The sequence below is a fragment of the Spirulina major PCC 6313 genome, from assembly GCF_001890765.1.
GTDB classification, from domain to species: Bacteria; Cyanobacteriota; Cyanobacteriia; order Cyanobacteriales; family Spirulinaceae; genus Spirulina; species Spirulina major.
In genome coordinates this window covers 3,727,891-3,749,516 of the sequence record NZ_KV878783.1, presented here as the reverse complement: position 1 = coordinate 3,749,516, position 21,626 = coordinate 3,727,891, and the positions used below count along the sequence as shown (strand labels likewise).

General features: G+C 54.8%; 13 protein-coding genes and 3 pseudogenes. 4 read left to right on the top strand and 12 right to left on the bottom strand.

Features of this window, described 5'->3' with window-relative positions; genetic code table 11:
- Positions 1 to 185: 185 nt before the first annotated feature.
- The 6 genes and pseudogenes from SPI6313_RS24495 to SPI6313_RS25170 form a co-directional block, all read right to left on the bottom strand.
- Positions 186 to 620 (bottom strand): HNH endonuclease, encoded by a 435-nt coding sequence (locus SPI6313_RS24495; RefSeq protein ID WP_072621994.1) that lies wholly within the window; start codon positions 618 to 620, stop codon positions 186 to 188.
- Positions 621 to 1,025: a hypothetical protein gene (locus tag SPI6313_RS16590; RefSeq protein WP_072621993.1), complete on the bottom strand. Its 405-nt coding sequence runs from the start codon at positions 1,023 to 1,025 to the stop codon at positions 621 to 623.
- A gap of 189 nt (positions 1,026 to 1,214) precedes the next feature.
- Entirely contained in the window at positions 1,215 to 1,517 is a 303-nt protein-coding gene (locus SPI6313_RS25175) for a GUN4 domain-containing protein (RefSeq protein ID WP_425443128.1), read from the bottom strand.
- A 53-nt stretch (positions 1,518 to 1,570) separates the two neighbouring features.
- A pseudogene (gene tnpC / locus SPI6313_RS16580) lies at positions 1,571 to 3,021 on the bottom strand (IS66 family transposase).
- 53 nt (positions 3,022 to 3,074) lie between these two features.
- Positions 3,075 to 4,094, bottom strand: a complete 1,020-nt coding sequence (locus SPI6313_RS16575; RefSeq protein ID WP_245788836.1) for a protein kinase domain-containing protein — start codon at positions 4,092 to 4,094, stop codon at positions 3,075 to 3,077.
- 33 nt (positions 4,095 to 4,127) lie between these two features.
- Positions 4,128 to 4,175: pseudogene (locus SPI6313_RS25170) on the bottom strand (hypothetical protein); the annotation flags it as partial.
- A gap of 159 nt (positions 4,176 to 4,334) precedes the next feature.
- Between SPI6313_RS25170 and SPI6313_RS16570 the strand changes: the two are divergent.
- Positions 4,335 to 5,495, top strand: a complete 1,161-nt coding sequence (locus SPI6313_RS16570) for a tetratricopeptide repeat protein (protein WP_072621992.1) — start codon at positions 4,335 to 4,337, stop codon at positions 5,493 to 5,495.
- Positions 5,496 to 5,628: 133 nt separating this feature from the next.
- Here the strand turns inward: SPI6313_RS16570 and SPI6313_RS16565 are convergent, their stop codons facing one another.
- Positions 5,629 to 7,413, bottom strand: a complete 1,785-nt coding sequence (locus tag SPI6313_RS16565; RefSeq protein ID WP_072621991.1) for a polysaccharide biosynthesis/export family protein — start codon at positions 7,411 to 7,413, stop codon at positions 5,629 to 5,631.
- Between the two features lie 36 nt (positions 7,414 to 7,449).
- Positions 7,450 to 7,608 (bottom strand): hypothetical protein, encoded by a 159-nt coding sequence (locus SPI6313_RS23660; RefSeq protein ID WP_175551170.1) that lies wholly within the window; start codon positions 7,606 to 7,608, stop codon positions 7,450 to 7,452.
- A 32-nt stretch (positions 7,609 to 7,640) separates the two neighbouring features.
- Between SPI6313_RS23660 and SPI6313_RS16560 the strand changes: the two genes are divergently transcribed.
- From SPI6313_RS16560 to SPI6313_RS16550, 3 genes are all read left to right on the top strand, one after another.
- Complete coding sequence (locus SPI6313_RS16560) at positions 7,641 to 8,498, top strand: ABC transporter permease (RefSeq protein ID WP_072621990.1); 858 nt, start codon at positions 7,641 to 7,643, stop codon at positions 8,496 to 8,498.
- A gap of 3 nt (positions 8,499 to 8,501) precedes the next feature.
- A complete protein-coding gene (locus SPI6313_RS16555) occupies positions 8,502 to 9,335 on the top strand; it encodes an ABC transporter permease (RefSeq protein WP_072621989.1) in 834 nt (277 codons plus the stop codon).
- 243 nt (positions 9,336 to 9,578) lie between these two features.
- Positions 9,579 to 10,598, top strand: a complete 1,020-nt coding sequence (locus tag SPI6313_RS16550; protein WP_072621988.1) for a glucokinase — start codon at positions 9,579 to 9,581, stop codon at positions 10,596 to 10,598.
- A gap of 608 nt (positions 10,599 to 11,206) precedes the next feature.
- On the opposite strand, the gene SPI6313_RS16545 is transcribed toward SPI6313_RS16550, so the two are convergent.
- The 4 genes and pseudogenes from SPI6313_RS16545 to SPI6313_RS16525 all read right to left on the bottom strand — a co-directional run bounded on the left by SPI6313_RS16545 (position 11,207) and on the right by SPI6313_RS16525 (position 21,616).
- Positions 11,207 to 11,803 (bottom strand): helix-turn-helix domain-containing protein, encoded by a 597-nt coding sequence (locus tag SPI6313_RS16545; protein ID WP_072621987.1) that lies wholly within the window; start codon positions 11,801 to 11,803, stop codon positions 11,207 to 11,209.
- A gap of 4 nt (positions 11,804 to 11,807) precedes the next feature.
- Positions 11,808 to 12,269: a chemotaxis protein CheW gene (locus tag SPI6313_RS16540; protein ID WP_072621986.1), complete on the bottom strand. Its 462-nt coding sequence runs from the start codon at positions 12,267 to 12,269 to the stop codon at positions 11,808 to 11,810.
- A complete protein-coding gene (locus SPI6313_RS16535) occupies positions 12,266 to 16,804 on the bottom strand; it encodes a response regulator (protein WP_072621985.1) in 4,539 nt (1,512 codons plus the stop codon). Before SPI6313_RS16535 ends, SPI6313_RS16540 begins: the two co-directional genes overlap by 4 nt.
- A 37-nt stretch (positions 16,805 to 16,841) precedes the next feature.
- Positions 16,842 to 21,616: pseudogene (locus tag SPI6313_RS16525) on the bottom strand (GAF domain-containing protein).
- Between the last annotated feature and the right edge of the window lie 10 nt (positions 21,617 to 21,626).

Genomic DNA, 21,626 nt, shown 5'->3' with positions numbered 1-21,626 from the left:
CCTTATTGTAGGCATTCTGGCAACCATCCACTGTTAGGCACTGAACCGAACGCGATCGCACTCAATTCCCCGCCGCACATCACGCTTCAGCCCCGACGCAAAATTTGGTCATATTCTGCGTGGGTTCCCCAGGCGGCGGAGCCGCTCAAGGCGCGTGTCACGGCAGAGCCATGACACGAGGGAAGTTAATTCGCTATATCATCGGGAGGATGCCAACCGACTGTGACCCACCGTTGTCTGGCCGAAACAATAGCAGGGTTATTCATTTTGAGGGCTTGCACCGTGACTCGTCCGATCGCTGTTTTACCTGTAACCATCGTGTCATTCACAGTCCACCTAAAATGCTCACTCCACTTTTGGGTACAAGGATTAAATAAAGGGACAGATTCACCCGTCAGGGGATCTTGGGCTTCAGTTTGATTGGACTTAAATTCGTTACAGACGCGGCAAGACAAACATAGATTATCTAGAGTAGATTTGCCGCCTTTACTTTGGGGTTGGATGTGATCAATTGCCAGGGAAATGCCACTAATCGTCTCACGGGTTAGACAGTAGCAGCAACGTCCCAAATCACGGTGACGAATCTGTTGACGCAGTTCGGTGGGAATGTAGGGAGACATTTATTGGAGATCCAGAATGGAATGTCCTCGCCAGCGGAGCAGGACTATGGCTTGGGCTTTGCAGAGCATCAGGCGTTCAGCATCTTGACGATGCTGGCTGAGTTCGAGTTGTTCGGCGGGGGTGATTGTGCCGGCTTGGTTGCGTTCTAGAAGTTCGTCATAACGCTGCATTTGGTCGGGGGTTTGTTGGCTGCGGGCGATTTGCCACAGGTCGGGGTCGGGGAGGCGATCGAGGGCGGCGACATCGGTTTGATATTCGGGGGGGATGTCTTGCCAGTCGGGAGGGCTACCGATTTCGAGGACGCGGAGGATAATTTCGGTGAGGTTTTTTTTGGTGGCTTGGGCGGTGTGGAGGAGGCGTTGATAGGTGTAGTCGGGAATGTCGATGGTGATGGTGTTGGGCATGGTGGGGGAGTGGTGATGGTGTTCTCCATTTTAGCGAGACAAATTGGGTTCCCTCCCCCCAATCCGCGCCTCAGTCTTCGCTGTGAAATTCCAGTGCCAGGTATTGAAAAGCCAGACCCCGCATGGCTTCGTAAAAATCAACGGGTTAATGATTCTTAAAAAAAGTCTCTAGCTTTTATGGATTACAGTCTACAAGTCTCGACGCGAGAGAAGAATACCCAAACCAAAAAAACGCAAAACAAAAAAACCGAACCAAACTCGACCCCACACATCCGCAAACCCAATCGGGAGGTGGCCAACAGGAGATGAGGTATTAAATTTTAAATCTTTGTAGTATAACCAGGTGCTACCCTTTCGCCAACCCACTGCATCTCCAAAACCATTCCAGACCTTCGCATTAGACTTCCTTATGCCGCCTAAAGATTGATAAATTTGCTTCTGAACACTAAACCCAAAATGTCCCTGGCTGTAATGAACCCAAAGCTGATCAATGGCACGTAAATCCTCACAAGGAAAGTTATCAATAGACTCAGGATTGTAAGGATTCAGGTAGCAGGGATGAGGGAAGGCATGGAGACTTGCTCAGGAGAAGCCGTCGCCATCAAAGCTTGTTTCAAGAAACTCAACACCGAACGCCCTTGAGTCCGACAAGTCTGAATCACACTCAGTAACCTTGCCGTCTGGGCAAAACCTGCCATCGAACGCGAGCCACCACAAACCTTACGCTTGGTTACAGCCAACCGCAACGAGCGTTCCGCACGATTATTATCCGGGGGAATTTCTGGATGGGACAGGAAATACCACCACTGATTTGCCTTATCGCGTAGAGAGCGCAATAACAAGCCCGCCTCATGCCCAGCCAGGGGGAGCCAATGCTCCACAGCCGCCTTCACCTCATAGATAAAGCCCGCCGCCCATTGATGATAGGCAGCCCCATCCTCGGTTTCACGCCACTGACGATGCTGCTCAAAGGCTGTGTCAATCAAATCCAGGAATGCCTTCGCCAACTCTGGATTTTTCCATGCCTGAGCTTGCAGACTTTCTTGAAGTGCCGCCTCAGATGAGCCAAGCACTTCTGCTGGGCTTTCACCTCATAACCGTTGTACACACTGAAGTCATCAGAGACGAGTACACCATCAAAGCTTCGACCTAATAGGGTCTCTAATTCCGCCCTTGAACGAGTATCAGCGGCGTGGAAGAGGCAAAAACCCACCCCACACACTACCCACATCCACTCTTTCACTCCCTTGACTAGCCATGGTGTTTCATCCACTTGGGCGTAGTCTTGGTGTTTCACCCAGTTTCCCAGTTCCTCTACTGTCGGCTTAACGCTTTGGGATGCCCTTTCGTTGGTCGCTTGTAATGTCCCTACTCCCACGGTGATATTCCCCAGTTCCTCTAGGAATTCCTGCTGCTTTTCATAGCTCATGTGAGCGTAGTTCCCCAACCACACCAACAGGGATTGCAGTCCGGCTCCTAAGCTTTGACCTCCCAGCACTGGCGGCGGTAACTCTCCCCATGTTTCCTGTCCACATCGGCTACAACAGCAGCACTGCTGCTCATACTCCACTACTTCTATGGCGGGTTGGATTAACTCGGCTACTTCATGGCGGCGCGTTTTTCGGGGGACTAGGCTCAACTCTTGGCTCCCACAGTACCCACACACTTGCGCTCGCACCATTTCGTAGCGGTCTATTCTGCCAAACCCTTTGCGAGTTTTTCCCTGATGACCGGGTTGCCCACCGGGTTTACGCTTTCCTTGGCTTGGTGGCTCTTTTTCTGGGGGTTGGTGTTCTGAGCGTTTGTGGATGTCGCTTGATGGGGGTTTCGATGAACTCTCGCTATCGCTGTTGGCGTTGTTCTTGAGCCGCTCTATTTCCCAGACTAGTTGCTGAATAATCTCTTGTTGCCGCAACACCAGTTCCACCAGCACCTCTGATGATGCTTGTCTCAGTTGCTCTCGTTCGACGGCTGGGGGAATCTCGATGGGCTTCATTGTGCTAACCTAGCTGTTTTTTCTGATTTGTCAACCCCCCCCCACCTGAATCCTTACTCAGGATTTAACCAGCCTTCCTCTGTACGGTTTGCCACCACCAGCATTTGCTTGGCTGTTGCTGCATCAGCGCTCCGCCAATCCCCCGCCTTGAGCAGTGTCGCTAACCGTTGATACCGTGCCGGAATCTGTGACGGTTGAGATTGTACAAGTGACTGTTGGGTTTCAGGTTCAGATAGAATCGTCTGGGATATTTGCGATGGATGAGCACCAGTGCGGGCAGGTTGCAACAGTTGCAAAACATCTTGGGCTGATCGCGCCCGCTTGTTAGAAGCTTGCTGAATTAAATGATCCAAAATTTGACCCAGTTCATCACTGATTGAATTCCCACTGAGAAAATCGCGCCAGACCCACTCCATTTCATTAGAATCATACAAATCAAAAGGACTCATCCGCGTCAGTAGATGGAGACACGTCACCCCTAAACTATATAAATCACTCGCAAATTTGGCCTTGCCCATAGCTTGCTCCGGCGCACAATATTCCGCTGCACCGATAATCGTTCCTGTCACGGTGCGCTGAACTTGCTGCAAGACCTTTGCCGCACCAAAATCCACCAGAACCAATTTTTGATTGGATGATCGCCGAATAATATTGTCGGGCTTAACATCACGGTGAATGACATTTTTGCTATGCACAAAATCTAAAATTCCCAATAAATCAATCAGTAATTCTCGAATCTGTTGCTCAGAAAATACCCCATTTTCCGCTAATTCTTGCGCTAGCGTCGCGCCATCAACAAACTCTTGTACTAAGTACTGTTGACCATTGTCCGTAAAATAGGCCAATAGCTCCGGAATTTGCGGATGATGCCCCAATTGTTCTAATTGCTCCGCTTCCTGGGCGAATAATGTCTCAGCTTTGGCGATGTTTTCCGTCCCTTGAGCTTGGGGTAAAAGTTGCTTGATGACACAAAAGGGTTTTGAGGGCTTATCTTCATCAACAGCGAGAAAGGTACGCCCAAACCCACCCTGGCCAAGAATTCGCTGGGCCCAATATCGTTCCCGGAGAAGCAATTTTTGGCCACACTTGATACAAAATTGGTGATTTTCGGGATTAGAGGGATGCAAACAACCGGGATTCAGACAATGACGCATGATGGATAAACGCGATCGCAATCTACTGAAATTGTATTCTGAATGCTGTGGCCTTGGGCCTGCTCTTTCCTCGTGGTCTTGCTCTGCGATGATATAAACGGGCTACAACCCCTCCCTTCTCCCCTAAAATTCCATTATTAGCGTTTGAAAAATTGCACCATGATCAAAGCAGCGGCGATCGCTGGGTTATTCCTGTGGGGGATGGGGCAACCCGTGGCGGCGATTCCCCGTCAAGATCCCGCCTTGGCAGGCATTTGCTGGGAACAGCGCAATCTTGCCCATTCCCCCCAAACCGCCCCCGAAGCGGAAGCCCTGGGGGATGCTTTGTTATGTTTAGAAGATTTTGAAGGGGCGATCGCCGCCTATCTCCAAGCCCTCACCCTACCGGAAGAACTGGAAAACCCCACCGGGTTACGGTTTAAGCTGGCCCAAGTCCAAATCCAGGGGGGGCAAACCCTCGCGGCGGTGGGAACCTATCACACCGCCATGGCATTACAACCCACCTATGGGTTTGTGGTTCCCAGTTTGGGCGATCGCACCTATACCCCTTTGGGGGAACCGATTACCGATGGGGGCATCCGGGGCAACGGCTACCGAGGGCCGATCAGTACCCCGCCGGATCAAATCCATGCCCATGCTCAGTACGAATTGGCCACGACGTTAACGGCTTTGGGGTTTTGGTTGCGGGGCTTAGAAATCTATGAACGCAACATTGAAACCAATCCCGATTTTGCCTATAACTATCTTGCCATCGCTCCTTTGTACGAGAAAGAAGGCCGGTTTAGTGATGCCGCAGCGGCCTATGAAAAAGCATTAGCCCTCGATCCCGATTTGATTTGGGGTTATTACGATTGGGCCAGATTTTTGCTGTGGCAGGGGGAAGAGAGTCAAGCCCTGGAGGCCTTGCGAAAAGTCGTGGGTTTTCATACGGGTTTAGATACATTGGGGGCAAAAGAAAAAGAGGCGATCGCCCTTGATTTGGCCGGTGAAATCTACCTTGGCCGCCGTCAATGGTCAGAAGCCGCCGCCCTTTATCGTCAAGCAGTGCAAAATTGGCCCAATCAGCCCCAATTCCACATCGGTTTAGGGGAAAGTTTGAACGGTTTAGGGGAATTAAGGGAGGCCATCACCGCCTTTGAAACTGCCCTACGCTATCTCTCCCCCGACGCAACCCGCAGCCGTCTCCAAGCCCAATTAGGCATTGCCAACGCCAAAATGAATGCCGAACAATGGGACGCAGCCCGCCAAACCCTCACCACAATTTTGCAAGAATTCCCCCACAATTCAGAGGCTCATCAATTGATGGAATACTTGCCTTGAGGGAGGAGCGAGAAAAACGGCAAATTAAGGGGTGTGGGGCGAAAAATTTTTGTGCCTCCGGCAGGCTTACGCCAACGCCCCTACATCAACCCAAATTTCGTAAATATCACTACGATCGCTCCATTCTGTGTTCTTAATCCCCAATGCTATCGAAGACATCAAACACCCGCAGCGGGAAGAGGAAAAGATTCAAAATGCTGCTGAGGGGGCGGGTGACTTCGGTGAGGGTGTCGGAGAAGGAGGCGAGGCCGGAACGACTGACAATGAGGATGTCTTCGTTGCGGAGGGGGGGGTTGGTGGCATCGTTGACGTTTTCGGCGAAGTCGATGGGGATGATTTGGCGGAGGACAGTGCCGTCGGGGTTGAGGCGAATCAGGGCGATGGTTCCTCGGCGGGCGCGATTGCTAAACCCCCCAGCAGCGAGGAGGGTCTGGTTGAGGGAGGCGTTGGGGGGGACTTGGGTTAAGCCGGGCCGTTGGACTTCGCCGACGACGTTAACGCGGATGCTGTCGGGGGAGAAGCTGGCGGCTGCGATCGCAGCCGTTTCCTCTGGGGTGAGATTCTCGGCTTTGGGGACAATGAGCGTGTCGCCTTCTTGAAGTTGCACATCTTGGAGCGCATTACCGGATTGGAGCAGTTCCCACAGGTTGACGGTGAGGGTTTGGCGATCGCCGCTCCCCGTGCGTCGAAACAATTGAATATTGCGAATATCCGCCTGGGGCTTAATCCCCCCCGCCACCTGCAAGGCCCGCGCCACCGTCGGGACACTGCTGGGGCCGCTGGCTCCGCCGGGTGTGCCTGCCGCCCCGGTACGCGCTCCCCCCGTCACGGTGTAGGGGCCAGGGCGAAACACTTCACCAATCACGGCAATATTGAGGGGGCGATCGGTACTCGCGGCAAAATTCGCATCCCGGAGGCGGGACAGTTCAGCGAGGTTAGTGGTGATGGCGGTGGGGATCAGGATCGTGTCGCCGTCGCGGAGGGTGGGATCATCGCCAAGATCGCCGGTTTGCAACAGTTGCCAGAGGTTGACGGTGAGGATTTCTTGGGTGGTGGTGCGACGGATTTCGACGGCGTGGAGGTTGGCGGCTTGGGTGATGCCGCCGGCGGCTTGGAGGGCTTGGGAGAGGGTGGGGAATTGTGTGCCTTGGCGGGGCAGAATATAGGAACCGGGGCGGCTAATTTCCCCGGCTACGGCTACTTGGAAGGGGCGGGGTTCGACAAGGACGAGATTGATCTGAGGATTGCGGAGGATGCGGGCTTGTTCGTAGCGAGCGGCGATCGCCCTTGCCGCTGCCGTCGGAGTCAACCCCGTGACACGAAACGCGCCCAATTGGGGCAGAAGGATCGTGCCATCGATCAGCACTTCATGATCGCCGCTGTATTGGGGCAGTTGGAAGGTTTGGATCTGGATGCGATCGCCCGCCCCCAAGGTATAGCTTTGTTCCGGGGGCGCGGTGAGGTTCGGGCGACGCTGCACCGGCGGCGACGGCGCGAAAAACGGAGTTGTCAAGGGTGCAGGGTCACGATCTTGGCGGTCAACCTGTACCGTCACCTGTCCATCCGTCAGCCCTAACCGTTGATAGGCGTTAGAAATTTGCGCCGCCGCCGCCGCTGGCGTTAACCCCAACACCGTCAACGCCCCCAAGCGGGGCAATTCCACCGTGCCATCACTCAGCACCACCGGTTCGCTGTTGAGCGCAGGATCAGACAGAACACGAATCAAGAGGCGATCGCCCATCTGAATCCTCTGCCGCAGTGCAGGTAAAGGGTCAGACTCCCGCACAGGGATCGATTCGCCCGACTGGGGCGGCAGTGATTGCGCCAAGCTAGCGGGCCCAACTCCCCACGCCAATAGCAACAGGGCGATCGCCCCCCGCCCACAGTAGGGATTCTGCAACAATCGAATCGGGGCCATGGTGCAACCTAACAATCAACAACGTCAACTCTACAGCTAAGCCGTATCTTTATAGCCGTTATAACAGTTGAGCCAGAACGATTCACCCCAGCACAGACCATTCACGCCAAGAAACGCAGCGATCGCCCCCCGGAGGCCGGCGCATTCCCCGAAACCGTCGCACAGATCACAACAGTCTGATCTAAAATTCTGCATACTAGCCCTTTGCTACTGTTTCACCTCGCCCTATGTTAAAAATTTGGAAACCCCTCCAAAACTATCTCTTAGTTGCCCCACAATTCCTGGTTTTTTTACTCTTTTTAGTCTTTCCGATTTTAACGATCGTCGTGGTGAGCTTTTGGGAATTCAACGGCTACGCCATGACCCCGGCTTTGATTTTTGAAAACTATCGCAGTATTTTTACCTCATCGGTTTACCTCAGCACCTATCTCAATACCTTTAAATTTGTCGCTATTGTTTGGGTTCTTGCCTTTGCGATCGCCTATCCCATTGCCTACTTTTTAGCCTTCCATATCCAAAGCCTAAAATGGCAAGTGATTCTCTTTGTGGTCTGCACCATTCCCTTCTTTACCTCTAACGTGATTCGGATGATTTCTTGGATACCGTTTCTCGGTCGGGAAGGACTCTTAAATCAACTGCTGATGCACCTTAATTTGGTTCAAGAACCCGTAGAACTCTTCCTCTTTTCTGACTTTGCCGTTGTCTTGGCTATGCTGCATCTCTATACCCTCTTTATGGTGGTTCCCATTTTTAATAGTCTCGTGCGCATTGACCGCAACTTAATCACCGCCGCCCTTGATTCCGGTGCTGCCAGTTGGCAAGTTTTTAAAGAAATCATTTTTCCCCTCTCCCTGCCCGGTGTTGCCATTGGATCAATCTTTATTGTCACCTTGGTGATGGGCGAATTCACCACCGTGCGCCTGATGAGTGGCGGTCAAGCCTCATCGGTCGGCTATGCTATTCGTAACCAAATCGGCAGTTTACAATACCCCCAAGCCGCCGCCAATGCCGTCATTTTATTGATCATCACCTTAATGATGGTTTTCGCAATTCTCCGCACCGTTGATATTCGTAAGGAACTATAGAAAATGCCCCAGAAACGCCCCCTTTCGTTTTATATTCTCGGCGCATTCTTTAGTCTTTTTGTGCTCTTTCTCTACGGCCCAATGTCGGCGATTTTCCTGCTTTCCCTCCAAGGAGAAGAGGGGAATTTAACCTTTCCGATGCGAGGATTTAGCTTTTATTGGATTCAATCGGTGTTTGGCGAACAGCGGATCGGTGAATTTGTGACACCGTTTTTGCGATCGCTCACCCTCGGCCTCATTGTGACGCTCCTATCTGTGGCATTTAGTGTGATGGCGGGCATGGCCTTTCGGCGTAAATTTAAAGGCTCCCGTTTTATCTTTTACCTGACAATTACAAGCTTAATTGTACCGAGTATTTTAGTGTCCTTGGGGATTGGGATTTTCTTCAATGTCTTGGGTTGGGATGTGCAGTGGTATAGTTCCGCCCTGGGGGGACATTTAACCTGGACATTACCCTTTGCCTTTTTGATTATGGTGGGGGTCTTTAATCGGTTTAATCCAGCCTATGAAGAAGCCTCGCGAGACTTGGGCGCGAGTGATTTTCAAACCTTTGGTCAGATTGTTTTGCCCCTGATTGCGCCGAGTTTAATTGGGGTGGGGATGCTCAGTTTTACCCTCTCCTACGACGAATTTAATCGCACCTCCCTGATTTCCGGCGAAAACAACACCCTCCCCCTCGAAATCTTTGGGATGACCACCAATGTCACCTCCCCCGCCCTCTATGCTCTCGGCACTTTAACCACACTGTTTTCCTTTGCAATCATCGGGGCAGGATTAGCGACATTCCAAGCCTTAAAATCCCCTGCCCCATCCTCTAGCTCAAAAAAAGTGTCTTGAGTGGAGAGGCAAGAGGCTTAAGCCCCTCGTTTCCATTGAGTGAGGCTCATGATTTAGATCTGAGTTTAACTTGTCAAACAGCCGCTCAGAAAATGAACAGGTTATAGCGGTTTCCATGAACACGAGGGACAAAGCTCCCCCTCAATCCCCCTTAAAAAGGGGAAGGTGGCGTTCTCATCGTTTTTCAATTCGCTATAAGCTAACAAATTAAGTGATTAATCTTAGTGATTTCGGAGGGAACGAATGACCTTATTACTGGCAGGTGATATTGGTGGCACAAAGACGTTGTTGCAACTCTTTAAACCCACAGCAACCGGGATTCAGCCGGTATCGGAACGGCAGCATTATATTAGTGCTGACTATGAAGATCTCGTGCCGATCGTGAAGGAATTTCTGGCCACAGCGGGTCATCAAGAGGATGGGAGTCGTCCTGATTATGCTTGTTTTGCGATCGCTGGCCCCGTCCACAACAATACCTGCACCCTCACAAACCTGAGTTGGAAACTGGACGGCGATCGCCTTGGCCAGGATTTGCAATTGGATCAGGTGGCGCTGATTAACGACTTTGCCGGGATTGGCTACGGGGTGCTGGGGTTGCAGCCCGATGAACTCCATGTTTTGCAAGCGGGAACGGTAGACCCCAGTGCCCCGATCGCCGTCCTAGGGGCAGGAACGGGCCTCGGCGAAGCGGTGGTGATTCCCATCGGACAACGCAAACATCGCGTTTTCCCCACCGAAGGCGGCCACACGGATTTCGCCCCCCGCAACGACCGGGAATATGCCCTCTTGAACCACCTCAAGTCCGTGCGCCAACTAGAGCGGGTCTCGGTGGAGCGGGTGGTGTCGGGCATGGGCATTGTGGATATTTACGCCTGTTTGCGCGATCGCCTCATGGTTCCGGAATCCGCCGACATCACCGCCCAACTCAACAGCCCCAACGCCGATGCTGCCGCGATCATCTCCAAGGCCGCCTTGGACGGGCGCGATCGCCTCTGTGGCGAAACCCTCGATCTCTTCATGTCCGCCTACGGAGCCGAAGCGGGTAACCTCGCCCTCAAACTTCTCCCCTACGGCGGCCTCTTCATCGCTGGCGGCATCGCCGCCAAACTCCTCCCCCTGATCGAAGCCGGGGAATTCATGGCCGCCTATCACGCAAAAGGCCGCGTCAGTGGGGTGCTCGATCCGGTGCGGATCTCCGTGGTGCTCAATCCCCAGGTTGGTCTCCTCGGTGCGGGCATCTGCGCCGCCCAACTCGAACCCTAAACCTTAAGTTGACAGTCCTCAAAATAGAGTGCCCTTGGAATGTTAGCCTAACCCGCCTCTGAGTACAGGACAAAAAATCAGGCTTGGGCTAAAACCCTGATGATTTCGTAGGTTGGGTAGAACAATAGCAAAACCCCACACGCTCCCTAAAAATCCATAGTCTGTCGTGCGGGCATCTTGCCCGCTGGGATCAGACAACATAGGAAGCAGGATATTCCCACCCCATCAAAATCAAGATTACGCCGTCCATTTCAACTTTTGTCCTATACTCAGACTGCTTATACACAACCCAAGCTACGCATCTAGAAGGGGTATGAGTGAGCCAGAGGCTCACACTACCCTGCCTGCAATCTTCTGTTGTGCGAGCTTCTCGCTCGCTGCCATCAAGCCATCTAGTTAGTCAGTTAATCAGCAGTGAGCCAGAGGCTCACCCTACATGAGTGCTCCGTAGTGCGAGCTTCTAGCTCGCTGCCTTGACGATGGAGGGGGATTAAACGCAGGGGAGATTAACCTTAGGACGTTGTGTATGAGCAGCAGCCCTGGGGGAGAGGGGTTTGGGGTGAGGGTGAACAGGCTGTAATGGTTTTGAGTATCGCTGACCAGAAACATTAACCCTGGGCGCTGCCGATCGCAACGGGGGAAACTTTCGCACGGTAGAGGAGGGCTTCGCCGTGGTAATAGCCTGCGTAGCGGATGCGGACGATCGCTCCCGGTGTGGCTGTGCCGTCCATGAGTTCGTGAATTGTGGGGTCGTAGGGCTGTTCGCTGCCGATGGGGGCGATCGCCTTCACTTGCCAATGATCAAGCAGCCGTTCTAGGGGTTTGACCAGGGGAATGATTTTACTCGCAGGAAGGTCGGGGTTTTTGGTGACGGCGGCGACGACGGTGGGCCATTGCAGGAGCCAGGGTTCGAGGATGTGGAGGGCATCACTGGGGTCCATGGGAGCCGGGGCAGGCGTGGGACGGGTTAAGGGCAGTTCGCTGCATTCGGTCAGGAGTTGATCGACGGTGAGATCGAGGGCGATCGCAATTTTTGCCAAAGTTTCCCCGCGACATCGTGCCGCTTGACCGGCCCGCAATTGCCGGATTGTGGCGGGGGAAACGCCCGCCTGTTGGGCCAACTGGCGAAAACTGGGGAGATTCTGTCGCGCCATGTGGTGGCGGAGGCGTTGGGTACAGCGATCGCTCACTGGAGGGGTCGTCATGGCTTTAGGCCTCCGTGTGATGGGCTTTCAAGGTCAACGCCAAATCCAGCAAGAAGATCGGTTGCGGGGTGTCGTTTTCTCCGTGCCAAAGGGCGACATAGTGACAGAGTGACCCCAGGGGAGTTTTCCGTGCGGCTTCGGGAATGGCTTGAATCGAAGCCCGGTCTAACTCCATCATGTTGGGGAGTTCCGCCACTTGAATCCCCAAAATCCAATCCGATCCCCCCTGCACCAAAATCAAAAACGGATGATCCGGTAGAGGATCGACCGCCCAGGACTGTTCGAGCACCAAGAGGCGCACCGTTTGGCCATCCAGTTCAATCAAGCCCACATCATCAAAGCCCTGGTGGAGTTGGGTCGGGCGTGGGCTGATTTTTAACACGGCTTTCATCGGCAAGGCGAAGGAATGGGTATGCACCGTAAACACGATCACCCGCATCCGTTCGGTGTCCACTAAGTCACTCATGGCCGTTTTCTCCCAAGGGCGGTGTCCAGGGTGGTGAGAATTTCTTGCTCAATGTAGGGTTTGGTGAGGTAGGCGGCGGCTCCCAATTCGAGGGCGATGGTTTGAAAGCGATCGCGACTGCGGGAGGTGAGCATCAGCACCGGAATGTTTGCCCCTTGGAGATCCTGCCGCGCTGCACTTAAAAACTCTAGTCCATTCATCCGGGGCATTTCAATATCACAGAGAATCGCATCCACCGAACGACCACTGCGCAACTGTTCCAAGGCTTCTAAACCGTCTTTGGCTTCAATTACCCGCTTGCCGTGGCGTTTGAGCATCAAACTCAAGGTTTGCCGCTCCGTCAGGGAATCATCCACCACGAGGATGGTGACAATGGGGGCGGCGGTTTCCACGGGGTCGGCGGGGGTGGGGATGGGGTTTTGATCCGAGGGGTGCGCGTCGGGGATATAGAGACCCAATTGTTCAGTGGAAAAGGCCGTAGAAGCGATCGCGGGCTGCGATCGCGCTGGGGCCAAGGATTCTTGGATCAGCCGCATGCCCTGTTTTTGGGTATGTTGCACCAGCATCGCCCCGTCAATCACTAAGGTGAGGCGGCCATCGGCCAAAATACTACAGCCGTAAAGGTAGGGCGGGGGGGCGATCGCATCGGAAATCGGCTTAATCACCAACTCCGATTCCTCAATCACCTGCTGCACCTCCAACCCAATCAAACCGTCAGTGGTGCGCAACAGCAGCACCGGCGTAATATTTTGCGGCGTACTCAGCACCGGCTGAAGTTCGCCCCGATCCGCCAAGGCTAAATATTGCTGCGTCGCCGCTAACCGGGCCGGGGATTTAAACAGCGATGCTAATTCATAGACCGGCACGGTGCATTCGGCTTCCTCTTGGTTCCAATCGAGCACCTTTTGGCCGGCAATAAACCGTAGCTTTTCCCCCGGAATCAGCACCTGTTCAATCTCGTTCGACACAAACCCATACACGGATGATCCCGCTTGGCAAATTAACAGCCGCGCACTGAGGAGCGATTCCCGAATCTGGAGCGAAAAAATCGTACCCTGGCCGCCATTGCCCGACTCAACACCATTGCGTCGCCGGACTTGGAGCGTACCTTTAATTTGCGCCAACTGGGTTTTGACCACATCCAGCCCCACGCCGCGCCCGGAGAGATCGCTCACTTGGTCGGTGGTGGAAAATCCGGGGGTACAGAGCAGATCCAGCAGACGTTCTTCAGGATGAGGTTGGCGGCGAATCTCGTCGGCTTCGGCTTTGGTGATTAAATGATTGGCGATCGCCCGCTGACAAATCCGCTCCACCTTTAATCCCTGACCATCATCGCCCACCTCAATAATCGTGCGGTTGCCCTGGTTATAGGCCGCGATTTCAATCTGGCCCTGCTCCGGTTTTCCGGCCGCCCGCCGCGCTTCGACGGACTCGATCCCATGGTCAAAGGCATTACGCACCAAATGCAGCAGCGCATCGTAGAGATTCTCCGTAATCGTCTTATCAATCAGCACCCCTGTACCCCGTACCGTCAAGGTCACAGGCTTCTTATTCACAAAGGACAACTGCTTCACCATGGGCGGAAATCGCTTCAATAACCCCTCAATTGGCATCATCCGCGCCGCTTCCATGTTGTCCCGCAGTTGCTTCGAGAGCCGCTGTTCGCGCTCAATGGTGGAAGCGGTGGTGCGCACCAAAAGATTCATGTCCTCGGTGGCTTGGGTGATTTGGGAGGTTTCTTCGAGGGCGGCGTAGAGGAGGCGGTGAACGGGGGAAGCGGTGGCGGAGTTGGTTTCACTAGGGAGGGTGGAGCGCAGTTGAGCCAGGGTGAGGCGGTGTTTGCGCAGCCAGTCCGAGAGTTTTTGGACGGAGGTTTGAAATTGCTCGTCTCGTAGGGCGAGTTGGTTTTGATTGATCAGGAGTTCGCCCACCAGATGATTGAGGTGTTCGAGTTGGTCGAGTTCAATGCGGAGGGTTTTCGAGACGGGGGGCGCGGTGCTGAGGGTCTGGGGCGGGGTTTGGGGGGGTGGGGCTTTGGTTTGGGAGGCGGGGACGACTTCATCCCAGAGGTCACTGGCAAGGGTGACGCGATCGGGGACGGGGGTGGCGGGGTATGAGGGTGCGATCGCTTCTGTCTCGCGATCGTCGTCCGATACCCCATGCTGATCCACTGTTCCATCATCGGAGCCATCCCCCTCAAACAGACCCGACATCTCCTGCCTCGTCCCCGTCTCCGGCAGGATCAGACCCACCCCAAAAATGTCATCCAAGCTCGGCAAGCCAGAGTTACCTAGTGTTGAGGGGTCTGAGGGTTCCGGCTCCGCATCATCTATCGCGTCGATGGGGGGGAGTGGGTTATCTGCTGGCGTTGCCGTTGGGGAGGGGGGAGGGGAAAACGTGGGGCTGTACTGTTGCCAGGCGGGGCTGAGGGTTGCGCCCTGGGTGCGATCGCCTCCTAACACTTGGGTTTGGGCTGTTTGCAGATCCGCAAGGGCCAGGGCTGCGATCGCACGAATGGCATCCGGTTGAGCGGCGATCGCCCCTTGAATCGTTTGGGCCAGGCGCGTAAATTCCGGCAATCCTAGGGATTCTCCTAACCCAATGAACACCTCAGCCTGACCTTGGAGGGCCTCAGCCAACCCTGTCCCGTCTGGGTTCTGGGCGATCAACCCCTGCAACTCTTCAATCCGTTGCTGCACCCCCACCTCAAAAATCGACTGGGTCAAGTCAAACCCCATTTCCGCAGAACTGGGTAGCGGTTGCTGCTGATTAAAACAATCCCCCAATTTCACCTGAAACCGCGCCAACAGATCCGCCGCCCGATTCAGCAGATCATCATCCTGGCTATGTTCATGGCCCAACTCTGCACTCAAGGCCAAGCGCAGACATTCATAGCCCTCAAACAACATCCCCTGCAACTCTTGATCGATCACCGCTTCGGGGGCCAGCATCGCCCGAAACACATCTTCAATGTTGTGGGCGATCGTGGTGATTGTGTCGCAGCCCACATTCGCCGATGCCCCTTTCAGGGTATGGGTGACCCGCATCAAACTATAAATATCCGCCGTACTTGACCCTGCGTGCAGAGCCAAAAGCTCCTGTTCAAGGGTGACTAAGAGATCCTGAGCTTCAGTGACGAAGTATTGATAACCTTCGGGGTTGCGACTGTCGGCAGGGGCTTCGAGTGGGGGGTTACCCTCTGGCTTTGGGGCGGGCGTGGGTTCAAACGCATCAAACCCATCAAGTTCCTCTAAGCTCAGGTCATCCAAGGACAACAGCCCCGCATTCCCAAACAGGTCTTCCGCCGATGGATTGTCCAGGGCATCGGGGTCGGGCCAATCTAGCTCACGGGAGAAGTCCATCTCATCCATGGCAGGAAAATCGGGGAAGGGATCGGCTTCTCGATCCGGGGGGGCGATCGCCTGTTCTGCTGCGATCATCTCTGGGGGAAATTCCGGCGCGGGGGGTTGGCTCAGTTCCGGCGGTGGGCTGAGGGTTGGCAGATTCTCTAGATCATCAGAATTAGGACTCAAGCCCTCCTCTGGGCCCGCCGCCGGCCAACCATCACCCCAACTCGCTAATATTGCAGCATTTTGGTCAAATTCTGCATCACCTTGGCTCCAGGCATCATCCACCGCCCAGGGTTCCGGGCTTAGGTTGGGGGCGGTTATTTCGTCAGGATGGAGGGCGGGCGCATCGGGGGGGAAAGATGCGGGCGGCGGTTCAAAGCTTGCCTCTGGTTCTGAGCCTGGATCAGGGGTATCGCTCCAGTCATTACCCCATCCGGCTAGGATTTCGAGGTCAAGGTCTTGCGGTGATTGGGCTGCGGGGTCTGGGTCGCTGGGTTGAGGGGACAGGGGCCAGAGTTCTGGGGGCAGGATATCAATGGGGATGGTGGTGCGATCCTCTAAGCCGAGATCGGCAGTCGGCGCTGGGGTGGGATCAGGGGCGATCGCGTCTGGCTCTTCATCAATCACAATTTCAAAACTTGCGGCGGGATCGGGTGCGATCGCGTCCGGCTTCTCATCAATCACAATTTCAAAACTTGCGGCAGGGACGGGATCAGGAGCGATCGCCTCCGGTTCTGACGGTTGCACCCCATCCCCAAACAGGTCATCATCCCCCCAAAGATCATCGGTCGGAGGGGGGGGCGATGGCACAGGGGGCGGCGGCGTGATGATCGGTGGACGCGGGCCATCCCTAAACAGATCATCGTCCTCAATGGCGATCGGTTGGGATGGGTGGCTTTGGGATGGGTGGCTTTGGGATGGGTGGCTACGCGATGGGTGGCTTTGGGATGGGTAGCTACGCGATGGGTGGCTTTGCGATCGCGGGGGGCGGCTCAGTTCCTCATCGGGGTCGTCTTCGTCGTCATCGATCGGGATTGAGGTGGAACTCTGGGGGGTGGGAGTCTGCAACAGGGCTTCCGCCGCCTTCGCCACCTGCTGGCCCACTTCATCGCGCTGGAAATAGTCCCAATCCCGAATCGATGACCAGACACCATCGGCCAGTTTATGCAGATCCCATTCTTTCATAGCGAACCATTGGCAGTGGACAGTTGAGTAGCACGGATTAATTGACCTTGAATTGCTTCACCACCTCCTGGAGGGTTTGGGCTGTGGTTAGGGTGTCTTGGAAGGTGTTGGACAGTTGCACCGATTCAGCGGAGGTGCTGTCGGAAATTTCCGCCACCTCACGCATGGTTTGGGTGACGGATTTGGACTGCTCCAGTTGGGCAGTGGTGGCAGTGGTGATACTTTCGACGAGTTCGGAAATTTGGGCCGTGGCAGCGGCGATCGCCGTTAAGTTTCCCTTCGTTTCTTCCACGAGGCTCGTCCCCGCGCTCACCTGGGTAATCGCGGCTTCGGTCACTTTGATCACCTCGCTGGTTTGTTGGCGAATTTCCGCCACCAGGTTGGAGATTTCCAAGGTCGCACTGGCGGATTGGCGAGCGATCGCACCTCATCGGCAACCACCGCGAACCCTTTGCCATATTCCCCCGCCCGCGTTGCCTCAATCGCCGCATTCAGCGAGAGCAACTGCGTTTGGGTCGCAAAATCACTAATCAGGTTCACCACCCGGTCAATTTTTTGGGACGACTCACTCAACTCGCGGATCTTCTGGCTCGCCTCGGACACCGTATCCCGAATCGCCAAAATCCCCTCCACGGTGCGATTCATCGCCGAATCCCCAGAATGCACCGTCTGGTTGGCATTTTGCACCGCCTGTTCAATCGCCGCCGCATTCACCCCCACATCCTGGCTGAAGTTGACCATTTTTTGCACTTCCGCCAGGGCTTGGTTGAGTTCCTGGGCTTGGCGTTGGGCTTGGGCCGCCAGTTGACGAATCTGCACATCGCTACCCTTGGAGGTTTCCGCCACCCGTGCCGTCACATCCTGCACCTGAATCACAATGCCCCGCAGACTTTGCAGGGTGTTGTTGTACACATCGGCGATCGTGCCGAGTTCATCTTCTGAAAGGGGAGCACGCACAGTGAGATCCCCTTCCAAGGCAGGCCGCACCGCCCGCAGCAGGTTCAGGGCCCGCTGTTGGAGTTCTTGGCGTTCGAGTTTTTCCCGTGCCGCAGCGGTTTCCAGTTCCTGGGCTTGTTGGCGCAGTTGGGTTAAATCCGCCGCCCGTTGCAGCGCGATGCCCAATTGAGAGCCTAACTGCACCATCAGTTGAATTTCGGCGTTTTCCCACTGGCGCGGCCCGGAACATTGATAGTTGGCCATTAATCCCCAGAGGCGATCGCCCAAAAAGATCGGCACCGTAATATAGGCGCGGGCTTGGAACGCTTCGAGGAGTTCCAGATAACAGTCCGGGAACCCAGCGGCGTAGATATCGTTGCACACCCGCGAGGCTGCCCCTTGGCGATAGGCTCCCCCTTCCGTGCGCTGGAGATAGGTGTCTTTACTGGCCATTTGCCGCACTTGCATTTGTTTGATCGTGCAGCCTTCGGTATCAATATTGACCTTGGTTTTTTCTAAGAGGCTGGGATCTTCGACTTGATAATTGAGTAGGCTCAACCAATTGCTGCCCACGGATTCGGCGACAAATTCCCCCGTCCAATCGGGGTTAAAGCGATAAATCCCGACGCGATCGCTCTCGAACAGTTGCCGCGCCTCACGGGTCGTACTTTTGAAAATCGTACTCACATCTTGGGATTGGCGGATTTTGTCGCTGATTAGCGCGATCGCCCGTTCCCGTTCGATCGCTTTTTCCAGTTTTTGGGTCTGCTGCTTCACCGCATCGAGATCCGCCGCCCGTTGCAGCGCAATCCCCAACTGCGACCCGGCACTCACCATTAACTTAATTTCCTCATCCTCCCAAGTCCGGGGCGCAGCACATTGATAACAGGCCATCAAACCCCACAATTTATCCTTGAGGAAAATCGGCACTGTCACATAGGCCTTGGCTTGGAAGGTCTCCAAGAGGCGAATATAGCAATCGGGAAACTTGGATTTGTAAATGTCATTGCTAACACGGAACTTAGCCCCTTTGCGATACGCGCCGCCCTTGGTGTCGCGCAGGTAGGTGTCTTCCGTGGCCATCTGACGGATACGCATATCTTTGATCGTGCAGCCGACGGTGTCGATGTTCTGCTCCGTCGCTTTCAGCAGTTCGGGATCTTCGCCTTGTTTGCCCATCAACGACACCCAGCCCGGTTCCACGGATTCTGCCACAAACACACCGCTCCAATCCGGGTTAAACCGATAGACCACGACGCGATCGCTTTTCAGTAGCGATCGCACTTCCTGGGTCGCAATGCTGAAAATCGCATTGATATCATCAGTGTCTTTAATCTTGTCGCTCACCGTTGCCAGGGCCCGCTCCCGGTTGAGGGCTTCTTGGAGTTTTTGCGCCTGGGCTTTGACCGCTTCAAGATCCGCCGCCCGTTGCAGGGCAATCCCCAACTGTGACCCCAAATTCACCATCAGGGTAATCTCTTCGTCCGTCCAATCTCGCGGCCCCGAACATTGATAGCAGGGCATCAACCCCCACAGCTTATCCTTGAGGAAAATCGGCACGGTGATATAGGCGCGGGCCTGGAAACTTTCGAGCAGTTGGATATAGCAGTCGGGAAATTTCGAGGCATAGATGTCATTACTGGCCCGGAACTGTTCCCCTTTGCGGTAGGCTCCGCCTTTGGTGTCCTTCAGGTAGGTGTCTAGGGTGGCCAATTGCCGCACTTTCATGTCTTTGATCGTGCAGCCGGTGCTGTTGATGTTGCTGTCTGTGCCCGCGAGAATCGTCTCATCCACCACTTGGGCATTGAGGAGGGATTTCCAACCGGGATTAACGGATTCAGCGATAAAGTTGCCCGTCCAGTCGGTGTTAAATTTGTAGATGGCGACGCGATCGCTCCCCAACAACTGCCGCGCTTCATCCACAGCAGTGCGGAAAATCGTTTCCGGCTCTTGGGACTGTTTAATTTTTTCGCTGACATTGGCGATCGCCCGCTCCCGTTCCACCGCCGCTTCGAGCCGTCGCGCTTGGGCCTTCGCCGCTTCCAGGGAGGCCGCCCGCTGCAAGGCAATCCCCAACTGCGACCCCAAATTCACCATCAATTTAATCTCGTCATCCGTCCAGTCTCGCGGCCCGGAACATTGATAACAGGGCATTAACCCCCAGAGTTGATCTTCGAGGAAGATCGGCACGTTGATATAGGCGCGGGCTTGGAAACTTTCGAGCAGTTGGAGATAGCACGCCGGGAATTTCGAGTTATACACATCATTGCTGACCCGGAACTGTTCCCCTTTGCGATAGGCCCCGCCTTGGGTGTCTTTCAGGTAGGTGTCCAGGGTCGCCAATTGCCGCACTTTCATGTCCTTGATCGTGCAGCCTTCGCTGTTGATGTTGTCGTCTGTGCCTTCTAAAATTCGCTCATCGGCTACCTGGGCATTGAGCAGGGCTTTCCATTCGCTGCCCACGGATTCTGCGATAAACGTGCCACTCCAATCCGGGTTAAACCGATAGATGGCGACGCGATCGCTCTGCAACAGCCGCCGCGCCTCATTCACCGCCGTGCGGAAAATCGTATCCGGGTCTTGGGACTGTTTAATCTTGTCGTTGACATTGGCGATCGCCCGTTCCCGCTCAATTGCCTGCTTTAATTGCTCGGCCTGCTGATCCCGCTGCCGGAGATTGGCCGTCTGTTGCAACGCTACGCCCAATTGATCCGCCAATTGACTCGCGATCCGAATTTCCCAATCCTGCCACGTCCGTTCACCGCTACATTGATAGGTCGCCAACAGGCCCCAAAGTTGCCCGCCTTGGTAAACCCCCACCGTCAGATAGGCCCGCGCCTGCATCCGTTCGAGCAATTCTAAATAGCAGCCCGGAAACCCTTTGGCGTAGACATCATTCACCACCCGCAACTTCTCGCCGCGACTATAGAGGCCGCCTTGGGTGCGTTCGAGGTAGGTATCGCGCACCTCCCCAATGCTGATATTGCCGCCCCGCCCCCCGGCCATCACGTTCAAATTACAATTTTCGCTATTGTCCCGCAGCAAATCCGGGTCGGGAGGCGTTTGCAGCAAGGACACCCAGCCCGCCCCCACGGATTCGGCGACAAATTGACCCGTCCAATCGGGGTTAAACCGATAGAGAGCCACCCGATCCGCCTTGAGGAGTTGGCGCAGTTCTTGGGTGGTGGTTTGAAAAATCGTTTTGAGGTCTACGGAGCGACGGATGCGATCACTCACTTTTTGGACAATCTCATCCCGCTGGAGTTGCTGCTGATGCTCCTCGTCCACCTCGTAGCCGATCAACTGCGCCGCCAACACCGTCGCCCCCTGTTCAAGCAGCACCATATCCTGCTGCGACCAAGGGCGCACTTCATTACATTGCTGCACCACCAAGAGGCCCCAGGCCCCACCCCGCAGCCGAATCACCACACTCACACTCGATCGCACCTGATACTTTTCCAACAGTTGCAATTGATAGGGGGTGACATCCGTGGTGGCGACATATTTAATGCTGACCACCTCCTGCTGATCGTATTCCCCTTGGGTATCCACACCAAAGAAGGTGGCGGGGAGGGTTTCGCTGTAGGTGGGAGTCCAACCCCGTTCGAGATGTTCGGCGATCACCGTGCCTTGGGATGGGGTGGTGAATTGGTAGATCAGGGCCCGCGAAGCCTGAAGCTGGAGGCGAATTTGTTCAACGGCGATCGCCAATAACGACTCCCGATCCTTCGCCGCCCGCAGGGCCGATCGCAACTGCCCCCCCTGTTGCCGCACCTCACGCAAGGGCTGTTCTGGCGAGGGGGAAGAGGATACTGAGTTTGGCGGTGCAGCACTGTTTGCAGATGTGCTGTAGGGATTAGAAGATGTAGCAGTCATAGCGGCATTC